The sequence below is a fragment of the Marinomonas piezotolerans genome (assembly GCF_003362755.1).
Classification (GTDB): domain Bacteria; phylum Pseudomonadota; class Gammaproteobacteria; order Pseudomonadales; family Marinomonadaceae; genus Marinomonas; species Marinomonas piezotolerans.
In genome coordinates, this window is record NZ_QKRA01000002.1 from 721,934 (window position 1) to 738,736 (window position 16,803).

Consider the following 16,803-nt stretch of genomic DNA (forward strand, 5'->3'; position numbering starts at 1 on the left):
GCAATGAAACAGGCATGCCAAAAGCCCCTAGCTATTGGCACTATGGGGCTTTTGAAGAAACATTATTTTTCTACGTTTAAATATCTATAACGCAATTTTCGTCTGGGCTGACAGGGCTTGGAATGTACGCATCGGCGCTGTCATCGTTGAGCCAAGTCGTGCCATTGATTAAGTAACGAAACTGATATTGCTTGCCTTTTTCAAGGTTGATTGTTGAAGCAAACATACCAGTTTTCTGCTTACGCATAATGGTGGCTGTCTCGTCCCAATCGTTAAAATCGCCAACTAAGGCGATACTTTTCGCACCATTTAGTGCGTCAGCGGGAAGTGCAAACTTCACTTTGCATTGAGGCTTGGTTTTTAGATAGGTTTTTTCAATCATCTTCAGCTCCTAGAGTCTGCTATGAGGAGGTACAGGCGGAATATACGCATCATTTGCCAAGCAAGTCTTACGCCAAATGATTGTATCCTAATGTATGGACGTTACTTTGGTTATAACTGAATAAGCATACCTTTGACGCTAAATATGAGGGCATTTTGTTTGAAATATGCACAATTATTTGGCGTAGAGCACTACACTCTATTTTGAGTACCGCAATAATAAAGGTGATCATTATGGAGTTCGCTCATGTTGTTTTGCTTATTCTAGCTGTCGCGTTTGTCGCGAAACTCGCTTACCTTTGGTATCACAAGCGCCATCATCGTGGTGCACAACATCACTCCAATCATCACCGACGTTAATTCGCTGTGCTATTACTGTGTAAGTATCGCTTTCGTTTACTTTCTTTGACTTGCTTCAGATCGACTAGAACAAGTCCGTCGATGCAGTAGCCGAATTCTGCATCGACGCCAAAATCTAGAAAACGAACGCCATTACCTTCGCATAGTTCGCTGTACTGCTTAAATAATGTTGGTACCGCTGCTCCGACATTACTAAGCTGCTCTTTAAGCGTGCGGAAGTCGTCTTCGTAGTTATTGCCGACAAAATAGCTATGCATCAATGCTTCGTTTTCTCGTTGAATGCGATATGGATTGTAAGATTGAGCAAGTTGCTCACTGTCAGGAAAGTAGGTGCGATAGAAGTAGACTATCATATCCTTTGCAATATCGGGCACATTCCCACTTAGGCTCACGGGGCCGAACATGAAACGTACTTCTGGGTGTTTTACTAGATACGCACCGATACCATACCAGAGATAATCTAAACTGCGCTTACCCCAGTACTTGGGTTGAACGAAGCTTCGACCTAATTCGATGCCTTGCACGAAGTAGGGTTCCATATCACAGTTGTAGCGAAACAAGCTTGTACTGTAGATGGTCCTGTCTTGGTCTGATTGCAGGTATTTGTAGACTTCGCCAATTCGGTAAGCACCTACTATTTCTAGCTCTTCCTCATCCCAAAGTACTAGGTGGCGATAATATTGATCGTACTTATCTAAATCTTTTTTCTCTCCCGTGCCCTCACCAACTTTGCGAAACGCTACTTCACGTAAGCGACCAATTTCTTGCATTAAGCTAGAATCTTGCTCGTAATCGACGAGATAGATTTGTTTGTGGTCTTTCGTTGATCCTAGATGTTCGGCACGCTTTAATTCTATTTTGAGTTGTTGTCGATTTTGTGGGTGAGAAACGGTCTTCTCTGTTTTCAGAAGCGGTTTTTTACCCTTAGCAATACGATACAAATGGCGCTTCACCAGCTTGTTTTTTTCTTTGTTGCTTAAGGGCAATTTACCTAATTCTTGGATGGGAATCGGCTGACCAACTTGCATCGGGATGCGTTTATTACGCTGCCGAAACATTTCGTTCGCCAGTTGCAAAGTAGAGAGCGGTCGATACAACCAAGAGCTTGTGTAAAACAGCATCGAGTTACGTCCACCAATGTGAACAGGCAAAATTGGACTGTTTGTTTTCTGTGCGATCTTTAGGTAGCTTGAGTTCCAAGCGAGGTCTTTTACGCCACTGGGTGACAGTCTTGAGACTTCTCCAGCAGGGAAAATGATAACCGCTTCGTCTTTATACAAGGCGTCCATGATGGCTTTAAGTTGTTGTCGCCCCGTTTTACCGCCAATATTATCCACTGCCAGAACATGGTCTTTTAAAGCGTCAAACCCGAGTAATAGGTCGTTAGCGACGATTTTGACATCTCTACGTATTTCGCCAATTAGGCGCAAGATAGCGAGGCCATCAAGTGCCCCAAGTGGATGATTGGCGACAATGAGAGTCCGCCCCACCGCGGGGATATTCCGGCGGTCCACTTGGCTAACTTGATAGCCAAAGTTGAAATGATCTAAAACGCGGTCAATGAACTCGAAGCCGACACAATCGCTGTTACGCTGTAAAAAGTCATTGACCTCATGTTCGTGAAAGAGCCGTCTTAGCAAGCTCAGTGTAGGCTTGGTAATAATGGGGCTTTTTTCTAGGAATTGAGGTGATTTTTCAGCAATTAGCTGTTCGACTTGTAGCACTTTTCGCTCCGCATAGCCTTCTATCATTGTGTGGTTAGGCTATGGTGGAGAGGTGACAAATCTGTGACGGTTTAATGTACTGTTGATGACATATTGATCAGTGGGTACAAAAAAGCCGACACTGGGTAAGTGTCGGCTCGTTTAAAAGCAGTGGGCGGCTAGGCTTCTTTAGGCTTGCTGTTACCTAAAGTAATATGGCGCGAACCTTTGAAGTTCGTTTGTCCGCTGACGCCTGAGTCTATTTGCTCAATCTGGCCACCACGTGACAAAAATTCTTCCATTTGCTTCGCAATTGAGTCTGAGGTCTCAACTGCAGCCGGTTGCTTTTTCTTGGTCGCCATGATGTGTTCCCTTATTCTTTCCGATAGATGTATCTGTCATCATATCAAATTTCGCCGTCCGTGGCTTTAGTTTATTTTTTCAACGATTTTATGCGTTACTCGGAACGGTGCTCGGATGAAACCTGCGCATGATGGGATTCAGTAACCGAGTAAACCAACCAGTAAACTCAATTGGCGCATCCAATACAATTAAACAAATGCACTCTGCATCTTTAGTGACACGTGGGCGGTGTTTGTCATCATCGTTGCGACAAATAAAATCGCCTTTACGGTACACACCGTCTTCGTCAGAAAACGCACCAGATAAGACTAATGTGATCTCATTGCCCGTATGTGTATGAGTTGGCATGTGCGCGCCCGCTTTAATGCGAGACAGCGCCACTTGCGCACCGCCAGGTTCATTGCTAAGCATTGCAAGTTTAAATGAGGGGGTTAGGCTCATCCAATCCAGCTCGTCATAACCATTTGGAATCAAGCGGCGTAAGGACGCTGGAATCGACCGTAGACGCTCATCCACTGCAGGTGCTCGGCGTTCGGTTGGCTGTGGTTGCTGACCTATTTTCTCCATCAAACTGGCCTTTAAGCTGTCTAGTTTAGCTTCTGGCGCAGTGGTTTCTTGATGAGCGAACAGCTCAGCTCCCAATGTATTGAGGCGACGAAGTTGTTCACGGCAGTCTGCACATTGATCTAAATGAGCAGAGACTCCCAACGCATGAGGCAAGGAAAGAGAACCCGAAGAATAATCGGTCAACATGTCTAGTGATGGATGGTAGCAAAGCATACTAACTACCTCTTAATAAAAATGGATAACTTATTTAACGCGAGACGCACGCGGGATTTAACCGTGCCAAGCGGTAAACCTAGATCTTCAGATGCTTCTGAATGGCTTTTGCCTTCAAGGTACACCTTGGATAGTACTTGGCGTTGATCATTGGGTAGCTTCATAAGCCCCTCCCGAATGCGATCTTGATCGCGCTGCTGTTGTGCCTCTCGAAATGGATCGGCATTTTCATCGACCATTTCACTCCAGAAACTTTCTGGGTCGATGTCACTTTGGTAACGTCCATTTTTACGCATGTAATCAATACGAGCGTTCCGAGCTATGGTAAATACCCAAGTATTCAGTGACGCTGATGACGGATTGTACAAATGCGCTTTGTTCCAAAGTCTAATCATTACTTCTTGAGCAATATCGTCAGCCATTAAATTTGCGCCGGGCTGGGCTGCAAGACAGAACGAGCGGATGCGGGGAGCATAGTGATCAAACAGGCGTGTCAACGCGCGTGTGTCACGATTCTCTGCAACCAGTACAATATCATTTAGTAATGTTGTTTCAGTGTTCGTGTCAGAAACTGTGTTCATCGTATGCTCCAAACGTGCACGTGGTCAGTCTGGGAATGGCGGAGATATGCCGCGTTTAGTCTAGTATACGCTTCCTACCTTTGAGTTGGATCAGTGATCTAATAACTTTTTTGACTCGTATTATGAATTATATCAATCAGTACTTTTTGCAAACGACAGGTGACTACTCATGCATCAAGCTGCTACGGAAGACCAGTTAGCTCTGATCGAAAGATTTAAAGCTTTCTACAAAGATGTAAAGAATCCTAATTTAGATTCGATTGGGGATGTGTACGCTGCCGACATTAAATTTCAGGACCCTATTCATCAGGTGACAGGGATCGCTGAATTACATGCTTATCTCTCTGACATGTGTGAAAACGTGGACAGTGGGCGGTTTGAATATCTGGACCAATTGGTTGGCGTAGACACCGCATACATAAAGTGGAATATGTATTTTAGCCACCCTAAGTTGGGGAAAAAGACGCATGTCGTGCGCGGCATGTCGCAAATCCAATTCAGCGATCGCATTTATTTCCATGAAGATGTCTACGATATGGGGCAGATGATTTACGAGAAAGTTCCAGTGCTGGGATGGGCCGTGAATCGACTAAAACAACGTTTAAGTCAGGGAGGGGGATAATATGCCAGACACAGCGCAATCTAAAACGGTCTGGATAACGGGCGCAAGTTCCGGGCTGGGGTTTTCCATGGTCAAGGAGCAATTGAAAGCAGGACATCGTGTCATTGCTTCTGCTCGCAATGAAGGTAAGTTAGCGGATTTGAAGCAAGAGTATTCCGAACAACTTCATTTTATTGCGTTTGATGTCGCTGATGCAGATCAAGTTGAATCGGTCGGTGATGCGATGTTGCAGCTAACCGATACTCTCGATTTGGCCATATTGAACGCGGGAACATGTGAGTACCTAGATATTGAACAGCCAGATTGGTCACTGTTTGAGCGTGTGAATGAAGTGAACTACATGGGCGTTGTGCGTTCTGTCCAAGTTTGTTTGCCGCTACTCAAGAAGACGCCTAATGCGCATTTAGTTGGCGTTAGTTCACAAGCTGTTCAGGCACCATTTATTCGTTCTGAAGCCTATGGTGCTAGTAAGGCGGCTGTTCGATATTTCATGGCGTCGTTACGGTTAGATATTGCTCCGTATGACATTGATGTGACGTGCATTTTACCCGGTTTTGTGGATACGCCACTGACCCAAAAAAATGATTTTGATATGCCGTTTATTATGTCACCGGAAAAAGCGACAGAGCGTATCAATAAAGCGATAGAGAAACGTGTTTTCGAGTATGCTTTCCCTCGACGATTAACATTAGCGTTGGCATTATCACGTTGGATGCCGACGCTTTGGTTTAAGCAAAATGCTCGCAAGTAGCGAAGCAATGTTAAGGAATAATCAATGAATATAGCGATTATAGGTACAGGGATTGCGGGACTGACAGCCGCTTATTTGCTGAATAAAGAGCACAACGTAACGGTATTTGAGCGTGATAGTCGTATTGGCGGCCATACTGCTTCAAAAGATGTGCTAGATGGGGAGTCTCTCATCAAAGTTGATACGGGCTTCATTGTTTACAACGACTGGACTTACCCAAATTTCATACGCTTGATGGAAGAGCTTGGTGTAAAAACCAAGCCAACCGAAATGAGCTTTAGCGTTAGTTGTGATCGAACTGGTTTGGAATATGGCGGTAACAACTTAAATTCACTGTTTGCTCAGCGTCGTAATGTATTCAATCTACCTTTCTTGGGAATGCTAAAAGATATTGTGGCGTTTAATAAAGAAGCCATTCGAGATTTGGAGTCCGGTACACTTGATCCTGCGCTAACGCTTGGCGATTATCTGAAGAATAAACGCTATGGAAAGAAATTTGCCAGCCATTATTTGATCCCGATGGGGAGCGCGATTTGGTCATCAACGTTGCAAGAGATGCTTGATTTTCCTTTGGTTTTCTTCGTCCGTTTCTTCAAAAATCATGGGCTATTAAGTGTCAATAACCGCCCTCAGTGGCACGTGATTGAAGGCGGATCCTCCGCGTATCTCGATCCACTTACCTTATCTTTTCAGCAGAATATAAGATTGAACTCAAAGATCACGAAAGTGGTTAGACGCCCTTGCCAAGTCACGATCCACTTTGAGGATCAATCCTCTCAAGTGTTTGATCATGTTGTATTTGCTTGTCATAGTGATCAAGCATTAGCGTTGCTGGGCGATGACGCGTCTGAAAAAGAGCGGGCGCTTCTGGGAGCGATACCTTATCGTAACAATGAAGTTGTGATGCATACGGATACTTCGATGATGCCCGACGCCAAACTGGCTTGGTCGAGCTGGAATTACCATTTGAGTAAGGATGAAACGAAGCCTGCGACATTGAGTTACAACATGAATATATTGCAGGGTTTTGAGGATACAGAAGAAACGTATATCGTCACTTTGAATAATACCGAGAATATTGATCCGACAAAAATCATTGGTAAATATCAATACGCCCATCCAGTCTTTACTTTGGCAGGGATCGAAGCACAGAATCGCTGGGAAGAAATTAATCTAGAGAATACATGGTATTGCGGCGCATATTGGCGCAATGGTTTCCATGAAGATGGTTGCTGGAGTGGCGTGCGAGTCGCAAAAGCACTTGGCGTAGAGTGGTAATCTGATGACAGAAGCGTTTGCGAGTGGAATCTATACGGGTGTCGTAAGGCATCGCCGTTTTGTTCCGCGTGGGCATGCTTTCACCTATCAAGTGTACATGATGTACTTTGATCTCGATGAGCTGGACAGCGTACTAGATAAATCCCCCTTTTGGTCTACAAAACGATGGCGTCCTGCTCGATTTGTTCGTTCCGATTATTTTGGGGACGCCAATATACCGCTGAAAACCGCAGTATTGAAAGAAGTGAACCAGCGCCTAGGGTTGTCACTGGATGGTCCTGTTCGCCTTCTCACCAATGCCCGCTATTTTGGGTATCTAATTAATCCTATCTCTGTGTATTACTGTTTTGATCGAGAGGAGCAGCTTCAGGCGATGATGCTGCAGGTCACCAATACACCGTGGGAAGAACGCGTCACCTATGTTTTTAAGTGTGATCCAGATTGTCGCACACAGCGTAAAACAATAGACAAAGCGATGCATGTATCGCCTTTTCATCCTATGGAGCATTTTTATGATTGGTGCAGTACCACTCCTAGGGATAAGGTAGCGATACACATGAAAAATAAAGAGCAAGCGTCACCACACAACTGTGTTTTTGATGCGACCTTGTCACTTCGTCGAGAGCCTGTAACACGGGCAAACTTAAATGCCATATTGTGGCGTTATCCGTGGATGACAGCGAAGGTCGCATGGGGAATCTACTGGCAAGCACTTAAACTATTTATCAAGCGCGTGCCAATTCATGATCACCCTAAGCATAAAGTAGGACATACGTCAGATTAAGGGGCAATAAATGATCAATTCCGCGAGTGCCAACAGAGGCAACAAGTCTTCTTCTCGTCCAGGTATGATGGATAAGGTTGCTAAACGCGCTGTGTTCGCCATGTTAAAACGCTTAGAGATAGGTCATCTCATATTGGAAGATGAGGGCGAGCACTACTCCTTTGGGCAAGATGCAACACAAACCGACTACCACGCGCACATTGTCGTGAAAGATCAGGCGGCTTACCGAGATGTGTTTTTCAATAGCAGTATCGGTGCAGGTGAAGCCTATATGAAAGGATATTGGATCACGCCGGACCTGACGAATGTCATTCGATTGATGGTAGCGAACCTCAATCTCATTAATGAAGCCGACGCCAAACGACCGATATGGTCTCGTATTGGATCAAAGCTATTCCATTCTCTAAACGCAAATAGCCGCAGTGGCTCCAAAAAGAATATCTCCGCTCATTACGACTTGGGTAATGACTTTTTTGAATTATTTTTAGATAACACCATGATGTATTCCGCTGCAGTGTATCCAAACGGTAGTGCTACGTTGGAAGAGGCAGCTACGAACAAGCTTGATCGTATGTGCCAAAAGCTGGAGTTGTGTGAACAAGATCATTTGTTAGAAATTGGAACTGGCTGGGGCGGAATGGCAATTCATGCTGCAAAACACTATGGCTGCCGCGTAACGACGACGACCATCTCAAAAGAACAGTATGAGTATGCTAAAGCAAAAGTCGAGGCCGAAGGGCTGCAAGATCGGATTACTCTGCTGCTTGAGGACTATCGAGATTTAACTGGGCAGTACGATAAGCTGGTGTCGATTGAAATGATCGAAGCGGTCGGCCACGAGTATTACGACAGTTACTTTAGTAAATGTAGTTCATTGCTCAAAGAGCATGGGCTAATGGCCATACAAGCCATCACTATCTCAGACCAGCGTTATGATTATGCGCGTAAATCTGTGGACTTTATTCAGCGATATATCTTTCCTGGCGGTTGTTTGCCTTCAAATGCTGTCATTGCTGAAAAGATTAGCTCCAAAACCGATATGCAAATTGTTCATTTAGAAGACATCACTGAACATTATGCCGACACGTTGCGTGATTGGCGCGAGCGTTTTTTTGACCGTTTAGAAACCGTCAAAAAAATGGGCTTTGATGATGTATTCTGCAGGATGTGGGAATTCTATCTTGCCTATTGCGAAGGTGGTTTTAGGGAACGGGCGATCAGCACTGGGCAATTCGTGTTCGCTAAGCCTAATTATCGTTTTCGGTAATTAGAAGTCTTTTACTCAGAGCCTGATCGGAGGCCAATATGAAGTCTTTGATCAATGCGGCAGCGTTTCAAGTTTTATGGTTTGCCTGTGTATTAGGAGGCGACGATTGGGGCGTTGCAGCGCTTATATTGTACTTACTTTTCCATCATTACTACTTCGTAACCCGCAGTACGGAGTGGTACCTGATTTTGCTGTTTATCGCACTTGGCATTGCCATTGATGGGGCATTGATTTTTGGTGGCTGGATCAGCATGCCTCCTTCAATATGGCCATTGCCTATCCCACCCCCATGGCTTTTAGGATTGTGGGCAGGAGTAGGCTCACTGTTTTTTCATTGCCTAAGGTGGGGTCAACGTTACCCTTGGATTTTGAGTTCCATGGCGGCCATCTCTGCGCCAGGAAGTTATGTTTTAGGTGCGGATTTAGCACAAGTGTCATTAGCAGAGCCTATGCTAGAAACATTAGTGCTGATGGGGTTTATTTGGTTTTGGGTCGTTCAAGTAGGCATCCTCGGTGTTCGTATTTTAGAGAAGGACAGCAGGTATAAATCATGACATGGCGAAATTCACTGATTGTTTCATGCATTGCGTTAGCGTCGGCTAATACAGCTCTAGCCCAACTCCCGAGCGAGGTGGTTGGCAGTGCTTACAGCAAAGAGACAGGAGATCTTCTTTATATTGAGAGGCATCGATATCTTGAAGATCATACCCATGAAGTGCGCTATTTTTCTCCACAAGGGGAAATGTTTGCACGCAAGCAGTTAAGTTACGACGTATCAGAGAATGCCCCAGCCTTTGAGCAATTGAATGAGCTTAAGGGAGAATGGATTAAGGCTTCTTATAATGACGATCAATTGGAGCTTCAATACCGGGAAACCGAAAATGGAAAAGTCTCCTCTAAAAGTTTTGATTTAAAGCCAAATTTATTGGTGGATGCAGGTTTTGATCGGTATGTAAAAAACAACTGGCAAAGTCTAGTGTCCGATCGTGTCGGCTCCATCGAATATCTGGTACCAAGTAAATTAACGACCGTTGGGTTTGATGTGTCAAAAGTTGCATGCTTACCCGACACTCAAGAGAGCGCCGTTTGCTTTACTATTTCTCCGCAATCTTGGTGGGTGTCATTGGTCGTTGATCCGATCATAGTTGCATACGATCAGAGCACTCGGAACTTACTGCGCTTTACCGGCCGTGGAAACATTGCAAACGCTGACGGTAAGTATCAATCGGTCGATATTCTCTACAAATATCCTGATCAAATATCGGCGAACTAGGAGGTTCACATGGGACGTTGGTTAGTTCTAATGTTTGGGGCTATTTTTCTTGCCGGCTGTTCGTCAACATCAGTTGATCATTACGCGAACAATACACCGGTATTCGATGTGCGAAGCTTTTTCGACGGTGATTTGGTTGCCCAAGGGGTGTTGAAAAATCGGAGTGGTGAGGTAACTCGATATTTCTCTGCTGACCTTGAAGGGTCGTGGAAGGATGGTGTAGGCACGTTAGAAGAATGGTTTGTGTTTGATGATGGTGAGAAGCAAGAGCGTATTTGGACACTAACGCCGAACGGCGATGGTACGTATACGGCGACAGCGGGTGACGTGGTAGGCAGCGGACAATTAAAAACGTCAGGTAATGCGCTGTTTATGAAGTACGTGTTACAAGTGCCCTATAATGATGGAATAATTGATGTCAACGTGGATGATCGTATGTACTTAGTTGAGCCCTCAGTGGTGATCAATGAGTCAGTACTAACGAAATTTGGTTTTGAAGTTGGATACCTAACGTTGACGATTCGCAAACTAGCTGACTGAACGACAAGCTTCTCAGTATCTGGTAACCTTGCGCCGATTTCGATAGACAACGAGTAGGTGATTGCGTGGCCCAGCTAGTGTTTCGATTAAAAAATGTGCCAGAACAAGAAGCAGATGATATTCGAGAGCTTTTATCAGAGCACGACATTGAGTTCTATGAAACCAGTGCAGGGCGTTGGCAAATTTCTATGGCAGGTATCTGGGTCCGAGACAAAGAGCAGGCACTTATAGCTAAATCTTTGATTGCGGAGGATCAATCTCAACGAGCTGGCAACGCGATACCTATTTCGCCTTTAGATTGGCTGAGAGGGTTGATAAGCCATGCTCGTCAAAACCCTCTCGAGTTTGTTTTCACTCTAGTGGCGATCGTATTCGTCGGGGCATTAAGTGTGCTGCCGTTCATGCTGTGAAGGTAGCCTACTAAACAGGGACACAAGTGTCTTGTCCTTGTAGTAATGCCAGTGTCACGTGTCTGCGAGTGACAATCCCCACCAATCGACCTTCTTCGACGACAGGATAAATCTTCGGTTTATTTTCCGTCATGACTTTGGCAATTTGCATGACTTGCTGTTTTGGCGTCAGCGACAACACATCTTGGCTCATTACACTGGAGACCTCTTTCGGCCTATTGCAGTAATACACTGCTTGCATCAGAGGCTCCAATAAATCTTGTTCCGAAACAAAGCCTATCAAATTATCGTAGTGATCTGTGACGGGCGCTCCACTTAGTTTTCGAGCAGCCAGTTGGCGCGCGCAGTCATCAATACGTGTGTCTGGGTAAACATGGAATGTGTCTCGAGACATAATCTCTCTGACAGTTAATGCATCAATACTCATAAATCCCCCAAAAGGCCTCTTTTAGTGAAAGCCTATTTTCAGTGTAGCGGGGGTTTTAAAAATTTCCTCTTACGCGGCGGTAGTTTCACTTTTTGTACGCTCAAAGCGACGTTTGTTCAGAGATGCGGTAATAAGTTGGACAGCAATTGCTGCAATGACCACGGTTGCCATACCACCTAGGCTCAGCAAATCAGCATGAGCAGACTGAATAAGATTTGGCCATAGTCCCATGCTTACGACGAGTTCAGTGAGAATAAAGGCGACGGCAGGAGTCATCGCGACTGCAGCGCTGACTTGAACGGTCTGCCAATACTTCATTGCTTGGGCGAAAGCCCCATAGGCAATTAATGTGTTGAGACAACAAAATACAGCAACGATGGTTTCAGAGCGATTCATGCTTAGTAGCTCTGTTGGATGTGTAAAAGGCAGCATGACAATCAGAGCAAAAAGGTAAATTCCCAATAGAATATTGGTTGGGGAGAGCTTTTGGAATAGAGATTTCTGAAGCAATGCGTATAAGCTCCAGCACAGCACAGAGGTCTGTACAATGACAAAACCAATGGCGGTGGCGTAAGGCGTGGTACTGGTCATACGGCCGCTTAATACAGGATGAAAAAACAACATCATGCCTAAACCTAACACTGCAAAACATGCCCATTGTTGCCAGCGAACGTGTTCTTTAAAGATAAACCAGCCGCCTAACGCTAAGAAAAAGGGAGCGACTTGGAAGCTTAGTTGTGCGACGCCTGGGTGTAAGTAATTCAAGCTCCATGCAAAACAGCTGTAGTTGATAATCAGAAAAGAGCCCGCAGCAAAAAGTGTCAGCCAGTGTTTGCGGCTTAACGTTTTGAACTCCGCTAGTTGTCCGCGTGCTGCCTGCCAAATCAGCAAGATTAGACCCGCTCCAGTGAAGCGAAACCACGTTAAGGTGATGGGGTCAGAAAAGCCGCTACTCAGTTTCAGTGCAATGGGAAGCATACTCCAAAACATGACGCACACTGAGCTAAAGAAAAGGCCGCATAGGAATATTTGACGAGAAGTCATGGCACGTTAATCCCAAATTCAAAGACAATACGAGAAGCAATACAGAGTGGCTTGGTTTTGTTGTATTATCCAATGCATAATTGTTTTAAATATTATGCATAAAATGGAAAATGCTATGCTGTCCGTTGCATTGTCACATCTTGATATCAGAAGCCTAACGGGATTACTGTATCTCCTCGAAGAGCGGAACGTGGGTCGAGCAGCGAGCCGACTGCATTTGAGTCAGCCTGCGATGAGTCGCCTTCTAAATCGATTACGCGAAGCCTTTGATGATCCATTATTCATTCGTACTAGTCGCGGAATGAACCCAACGGCAAAAGCGCTCGCTTTGGAGTTACCGTTGCGCCAGTTGCTGGATCAGATTGTCAACTTGAACCATGACCAAGAGTTTAGCCCCGACCGGTCTGAGCGAATTTTCCGCTTACAAACCTCTCATTATCAAGCGCAGGCTTATATGCCGACGATCGCTGAGCGCTTTCATCAGTTGGCCCCTAATGCCACATTAGAAACCAGCTTGGTGACCGAGAATAGCCTGCTGCGAGTGGAAAATCAGATGGTTGACGCAGTGTTATGCAGTGAGTATGTGCAAGTTCCAACACGTTTCGATCAGCAGTTATTAGGGCAAGAGAAGTTTGGCTGTATCATGTCAAAGAAACACCCGCTCGCGGATCAGTCTCACATCAGCTTGGACGAGTTTTTATCCTATCAACATGTATTGGTTACCTTGGGCGGTAGTTCGCAAGTCTATACGGACGGTGCGTTGGGGGAGCGTGCTCGTGAGCGACGCTACAGTTTACGGACGCCGTATTTTATGTCTGCGCTAGAAGCTGTCGGTAAGACAGAGTTGTTGTTCAGTACCAGTCAACTGTTGGCATTACGTTTTAGGGAGCAATTTGGTCTGGTAATTAAAACACTGCCCTTTGATTATCCCTCCATCAATTACTATCTGGCGTGGCCAACTGAACAGACACTTGACCCCGGTGGCATGTGGCTTCGCGCACTATGTGCGGATGTGGTGAAAAGTATGATTCCCTCTCCTGCATAAAGTAGATTTTTTTACTTCTCGGTAAAAGTCTTTAGAATGACGCTTTTGATCTTGCGTCTCCAACTTGGTTTTCCCTATGAAAATGGCTAAAAACGATAACAAGCTCAAGCTTCATCCCCGTAACCCTCACCGAGCGCGTTACAATTTTGCTTTGCTTGCAGATTCGTGCCCAGAATTAGCGCCGTTTATAAAACAGAATCAGTATGGCTCTGAAACCATCGATTTTGCTAACCCAAATGCGGTGAAAGCTCTTAATAGGGCATTGTTAGTGCATTTTTACGGTGTCTTATTTTGGGACATTCCTGATGGATATTTGTGTCCATCCATTCCTGGGAGAGCGGATTACATTCATTATTTGGCGGATTTACTCGCGCAAAGTAATGAAGGGCAAATCCCTCGAGGTCGCAATATTCGGGCTTTAGATGTTGGAACAGGTGCCAATTGCGTGTACCCAATTATCGGTTCACAAGAGTATGGTTGGCAGTTTGTGGGATCAGATGTCAATTCCGTCGCAATCGAAGCGGCAAATACGGTAGTGCAGGCTAACTCAAGTCTTAAGAAGCGAATTAAGTTGCGTACGCAGACTGAATCAAGTGCGATTTTTTCGGGTATATGGGGCGCAGATGAGCGCTTCGATCTTACACTGTGCAACCCTCCTTTTCACTCCAGTGAAAGCGCGATGGCATCAGAAAATAAGCGTAAGTGGCGTGGCCTAAAACAGGGCGATAGTGCGGATAAAGGTACGCTAAATTTTGGTGGACACGCCCCAGAGCTTTGGTGTGATGGGGGGGAAGCTGGCTTCATTACGCGTATGATTGAAGAGAGCTTGAGTGTTAAAGATCAGTGTTTTTGGTTTACCAGCTTAGTGGCGCGTAAGGATAATCTCGCGACGGTTTATCAAGCACTAAAGCAAGTACAAGCGACGCAAGTGAAAACGGTCGAAATGGCACAGGGCCAAAAGATCAGTCGGTTTGTCGCGTGGAGCTTTCTTGATACAGAGCAGATGGATTTCTGGCGACACAATTTCTGGCGTAAATAGTTCTTTATTTGACGCGCTACGTATTTCCGTAAACACTTATAATCTAATCGTCTGACGTAGGATGGCATGATGATCGCAGTAATTCGACTCACCATTTTAATATGCCTTATTGTGTTGGTGACGGCATTGGGTCTTTTATTATGCTTGGTCTTAGGCCGTTCAAAAGATCGAGTTTATTATGTCGCTAAGACATTTGCGCCTGTCGCACGCTTGTTTGGTTTGCGTGTATCAAAGCACATTTCTTACAAATCACTTGATGTGCCGCAAGCCGTTTATATTGGCAATCATCAAAACAACTATGATCTTTTTACGTTTTCCCATGTTGTGCCTCGTGGCGTTGTGACCGTAGGTAAAAGCTCACTGCGCTGGCTGCCGTTCTTCGGTTGGTTGTACTGGGCAAGTGGTAACTTTTTGATTCATCGTCAGGATCGGGATAAAGCGATTGCGACCATCGGTCAAATTGTGGCGAATATGCGTGAAAGTGGTCTGTCGATTTGGATGTTTCCCGAAGGAACGCGAAGCCGTGGTCGTGGCTGGTTACCTTTTAAACGCGGTGCATTTCATGCCGCGATCCAAGCGCAGGTTCCAATTATTCCAGTAGTCTGTAGCTCGACGCACGCGCAAGTGAAACTCAATCGTCTCAATAATGGTGCCGTAAAGGTCGAAGTGTTAGATCCTATTTATACAGATGGAATGACGGAGAAAGACATTCCAGCGTTGGTGTCTCGGTGTGAAGAGGTCATGAAAGCGAAACAAGCTGAGCTGGATCAGTCCATATTGATCGAGTCTTAATCGCGATCATTTAAACGAATAATTTCCTCTTGAAGCTGTTTAATGAGTGAGTGATTGGGTAGCTCTTGAGACGTATCTTCTTGATTCCATTCGGTACGCTGAGCTAGTTTTTTAAACAGTTGTGAGTAGCGAGCAATCTCTTCTTTCGTGGGTGGTTTGGCATCCTCTATTGTGAAGGCCTGCTGAGTGGCATGTCCACGATGATGGAGGTGATTAATCAGCTCTGCACCTCGATATAGTAGTGTGATGAGCGTGGCAGATCCGGTAGCGAGGATGGCACGGTTACGTAGCTTATTAATAATGGATGATTTAAATGATTGTCCTGTTTGCCAGCTTGCTCCAATGAGCGCACCTAGCGTGGTCGCGGTTCCCAAAGTCAGCCCTGCGCTGAGTATATCGATGCTTGCACCAATGGCTGCCCCAGTAGCGGCCACTGTTGTCGTTTGTATTCCCCAGTTTTTTAGCGTATCAGCGTCGAATATATCTTGCTGCCATTGACTTCCATTGATGGCCAGCCCTCGTAGCACTACATCGCTCGTTTGAAAGGTATAAATATCTAAACAGTGCGCTACAAAATGTTGCTCTAAAGAACGGATGTGATCCTCAAATTGCTGAATATCGCTGGGTTGTGGTTTCGCAGAGCGACATGGGAGTTGATACGTCGCACTGTTAACCAGCATATGCATTAAAGCGTGTTGGGCTTTCTTCAGACGTTGCTCAGCATCGAATTCACGGCGTTTTATTAAGTTGTTGAGCTGATCATAATGATCGGGCATGAGGCTTTGAAGGGTTTGATACAGTTTGCGTTCATCGCTAAAAAAGAAAGCGACGGTATCAAAACGTACGTGAGCATGAAGCTGGCGCTCTGCCAAGCATTGTTGCCACTCACGCGCATAGTTCGGTTGCACATGGCAAAAATTAAGGATCGGAACAATTGGCTTGTTGGCGCATGTTAGGATATCTATCTCGTCGAGATACTTGCCAAGCGGCCCGTAGCGCAAATCGATGACGTAGAGAATGATGTCACAGTTTGATAATTGTTTTAGGATTTTTTGCTCTTGCTCAAAGTGAAGAGTGAGTTCAGGTGCATTGGCTGCGTATGAAAGCCAATTATGTCCAGATTCATGCGCCTGTGCCTCATATTTGCGCGTTTGCCAGAGCCCAATAGAGTCTTCAAACCCAGGTGTGTCGATCAGATGTAAAATCGGTTTCTTATCGATGATTAGGTCAATTCTTTCTACATGGCGTGTTGTGCCTGAGCGATTGTCAATCGCGCCAAATTGCTGGTCTCGCATGAGCGTGCGAATGAGGGAAGTTTTTCCAGTGTTGGCATGACCTACGATTAATAATGAAATCGCCATCT

21 protein-coding genes are annotated in these 16,803 nt (G+C 45.3%); 13 read left to right on the forward strand and 8 right to left on the reverse strand.

All coding sequences use genetic code 11. The features are described from left to right. Nucleotides 1-76: 76 nt before the first annotated feature. Nucleotides 77-382: an isoamylase early set domain-containing protein gene (locus tag DN730_RS07350; protein ID WP_115467450.1), complete on the reverse strand. Its 306-nt coding sequence runs from the start codon at nucleotides 380-382 to the stop codon at nucleotides 77-79. Nucleotides 383-615: 233 nt separating this feature from the next. Here DN730_RS07350 and DN730_RS19335 point away from each other — a divergent pair, with 233 nt between their 5' ends. After that, a complete protein-coding gene (locus DN730_RS19335) occupies nucleotides 616-741 on the forward strand; it encodes a hypothetical protein (protein WP_281270501.1) in 126 nt (41 codons plus the stop codon). On the opposite strand, the gene olsF is transcribed toward DN730_RS19335, so the two are convergent. The 4 genes from olsF to DN730_RS07370 form a co-directional block, all read right to left on the reverse strand. Further along, nucleotides 738-2,465, reverse strand: coding sequence for a bifunctional ornithine lipid synthase OlsF (gene olsF / locus DN730_RS07355; protein ID WP_115467509.1), 1,728 nt, complete (start codon nucleotides 2,463-2,465; stop codon nucleotides 738-740). The two genes, DN730_RS19335 and olsF, sit on opposite strands and share 4 nt — an antisense overlap. 158 nt (nucleotides 2,466-2,623) lie before the next feature. Next, nucleotides 2,624-2,806, reverse strand: a complete 183-nt coding sequence (locus tag DN730_RS07360) for a hypothetical protein (RefSeq protein ID WP_115467451.1) — start codon at nucleotides 2,804-2,806, stop codon at nucleotides 2,624-2,626. 88 nt (nucleotides 2,807-2,894) lie between these two features. Beyond that, nucleotides 2,895-3,587 carry a ChrR family anti-sigma-E factor gene (locus DN730_RS07365; RefSeq protein ID WP_115467452.1) on the reverse strand — a complete coding sequence of 231 codons (693 nt, stop codon included), beginning with the start codon at nucleotides 3,585-3,587 and terminating at the stop codon, nucleotides 2,895-2,897. A gap of 5 nt (nucleotides 3,588-3,592) precedes the next feature. After that, nucleotides 3,593-4,168 carry a sigma-70 family RNA polymerase sigma factor gene (locus DN730_RS07370; RefSeq protein ID WP_115467453.1) on the reverse strand — a complete coding sequence of 192 codons (576 nt, stop codon included), beginning with the start codon at nucleotides 4,166-4,168 and terminating at the stop codon, nucleotides 3,593-3,595. Nucleotides 4,169-4,337: 169 nt separating this feature from the next. Here DN730_RS07370 and DN730_RS07375 point away from each other — a divergent pair, with 169 nt between their 5' ends. The 9 genes from DN730_RS07375 (at nucleotide 4,338) to DN730_RS07415 (ending at nucleotide 11,093) form a co-directional block, all read left to right on the forward strand. Further along, the gene (locus tag DN730_RS07375) at nucleotides 4,338-4,790 is read left to right on the forward strand and encodes a nuclear transport factor 2 family protein (RefSeq protein WP_115467454.1); all 453 of its coding nucleotides are present in this window, start codon (nucleotides 4,338-4,340) and stop codon (nucleotides 4,788-4,790) included. A 1-nt stretch (nucleotide 4,791) separates the two neighbouring features. Beyond that, nucleotides 4,792-5,541 carry an SDR family NAD(P)-dependent oxidoreductase gene (locus DN730_RS07380; protein ID WP_115467455.1) on the forward strand — a complete coding sequence of 250 codons (750 nt, stop codon included), beginning with the start codon at nucleotides 4,792-4,794 and terminating at the stop codon, nucleotides 5,539-5,541. A 24-nt stretch (nucleotides 5,542-5,565) separates the two neighbouring features. Beyond that, nucleotides 5,566-6,819 carry an NAD(P)/FAD-dependent oxidoreductase gene (locus DN730_RS07385; RefSeq protein WP_115467456.1) on the forward strand — a complete coding sequence of 418 codons (1,254 nt, stop codon included), beginning with the start codon at nucleotides 5,566-5,568 and terminating at the stop codon, nucleotides 6,817-6,819. Nucleotides 6,820-6,823: 4 nt separating this feature from the next. Next, nucleotides 6,824-7,603 (forward strand): DUF1365 domain-containing protein, encoded by a 780-nt coding sequence (locus tag DN730_RS07390; protein ID WP_115467457.1) that lies wholly within the window; start codon nucleotides 6,824-6,826, stop codon nucleotides 7,601-7,603. Nucleotides 7,604-7,613: 10 nt separating this feature from the next. Further along, nucleotides 7,614-8,870: an SAM-dependent methyltransferase gene (locus DN730_RS07395; RefSeq protein ID WP_115467458.1), complete on the forward strand. Its 1,257-nt coding sequence runs from the start codon at nucleotides 7,614-7,616 to the stop codon at nucleotides 8,868-8,870. A 38-nt stretch (nucleotides 8,871-8,908) separates the two neighbouring features. Beyond that, nucleotides 8,909-9,424: a DUF2878 domain-containing protein gene (locus DN730_RS07400; protein ID WP_115467459.1), complete on the forward strand. Its 516-nt coding sequence runs from the start codon at nucleotides 8,909-8,911 to the stop codon at nucleotides 9,422-9,424. Further along, the gene (locus DN730_RS07405) at nucleotides 9,421-10,143 is read left to right on the forward strand and encodes a hypothetical protein (protein ID WP_115467460.1); all 723 of its coding nucleotides are present in this window, start codon (nucleotides 9,421-9,423) and stop codon (nucleotides 10,141-10,143) included. The genes DN730_RS07400 and DN730_RS07405 overlap by 4 nt, the downstream gene beginning before the upstream one ends. A gap of 9 nt (nucleotides 10,144-10,152) precedes the next feature. Continuing rightward, nucleotides 10,153-10,683 carry a DUF3833 domain-containing protein gene (locus DN730_RS07410; RefSeq protein WP_115467461.1) on the forward strand — a complete coding sequence of 177 codons (531 nt, stop codon included), beginning with the start codon at nucleotides 10,153-10,155 and terminating at the stop codon, nucleotides 10,681-10,683. A gap of 65 nt (nucleotides 10,684-10,748) precedes the next feature. Beyond that, nucleotides 10,749-11,093: a DUF6164 family protein gene (locus DN730_RS07415; protein ID WP_115467462.1), complete on the forward strand. Its 345-nt coding sequence runs from the start codon at nucleotides 10,749-10,751 to the stop codon at nucleotides 11,091-11,093. A 10-nt stretch (nucleotides 11,094-11,103) separates the two neighbouring features. On the opposite strand, the gene DN730_RS07420 is transcribed toward DN730_RS07415, so the two are convergent. Continuing rightward, a complete protein-coding gene (locus DN730_RS07420) occupies nucleotides 11,104-11,520 on the reverse strand; it encodes a CBS domain-containing protein (protein ID WP_115467463.1) in 417 nt (138 codons plus the stop codon). A gap of 69 nt (nucleotides 11,521-11,589) precedes the next feature. Next, the gene (locus tag DN730_RS07425) at nucleotides 11,590-12,564 is read right to left on the reverse strand and encodes a DMT family transporter (RefSeq protein WP_115467464.1); all 975 of its coding nucleotides are present in this window, start codon (nucleotides 12,562-12,564) and stop codon (nucleotides 11,590-11,592) included. Nucleotides 12,565-12,679: 115 nt separating this feature from the next. Between DN730_RS07425 and DN730_RS07430 the strand changes: the two genes are divergently transcribed. From DN730_RS07430 to DN730_RS07440, 3 genes are all read left to right on the forward strand, one after another. Beyond that, nucleotides 12,680-13,609 (forward strand): LysR family transcriptional regulator, encoded by a 930-nt coding sequence (locus DN730_RS07430; RefSeq protein WP_115467465.1) that lies wholly within the window; start codon nucleotides 12,680-12,682, stop codon nucleotides 13,607-13,609. Nucleotides 13,610-13,685: 76 nt separating this feature from the next. Then, nucleotides 13,686-14,648 carry a 23S rRNA (adenine(1618)-N(6))-methyltransferase RlmF gene (gene rlmF / locus DN730_RS07435; protein ID WP_115467466.1) on the forward strand — a complete coding sequence of 321 codons (963 nt, stop codon included), beginning with the start codon at nucleotides 13,686-13,688 and terminating at the stop codon, nucleotides 14,646-14,648. A 69-nt stretch (nucleotides 14,649-14,717) separates the two neighbouring features. After that, entirely contained in the window at nucleotides 14,718-15,440 is a 723-nt protein-coding gene (locus DN730_RS07440) for a 1-acylglycerol-3-phosphate O-acyltransferase (RefSeq protein ID WP_115467467.1), read from the forward strand. Here DN730_RS07440 and DN730_RS07445 read toward each other — a convergent pair. After that, nucleotides 15,437-16,801 carry a DUF3482 domain-containing protein gene (locus DN730_RS07445; protein WP_115467468.1) on the reverse strand — a complete coding sequence of 455 codons (1,365 nt, stop codon included), beginning with the start codon at nucleotides 16,799-16,801 and terminating at the stop codon, nucleotides 15,437-15,439. The two genes, DN730_RS07440 and DN730_RS07445, sit on opposite strands and share 4 nt — an antisense overlap. Nucleotides 16,802-16,803: the final 2 nt, after the last annotated feature.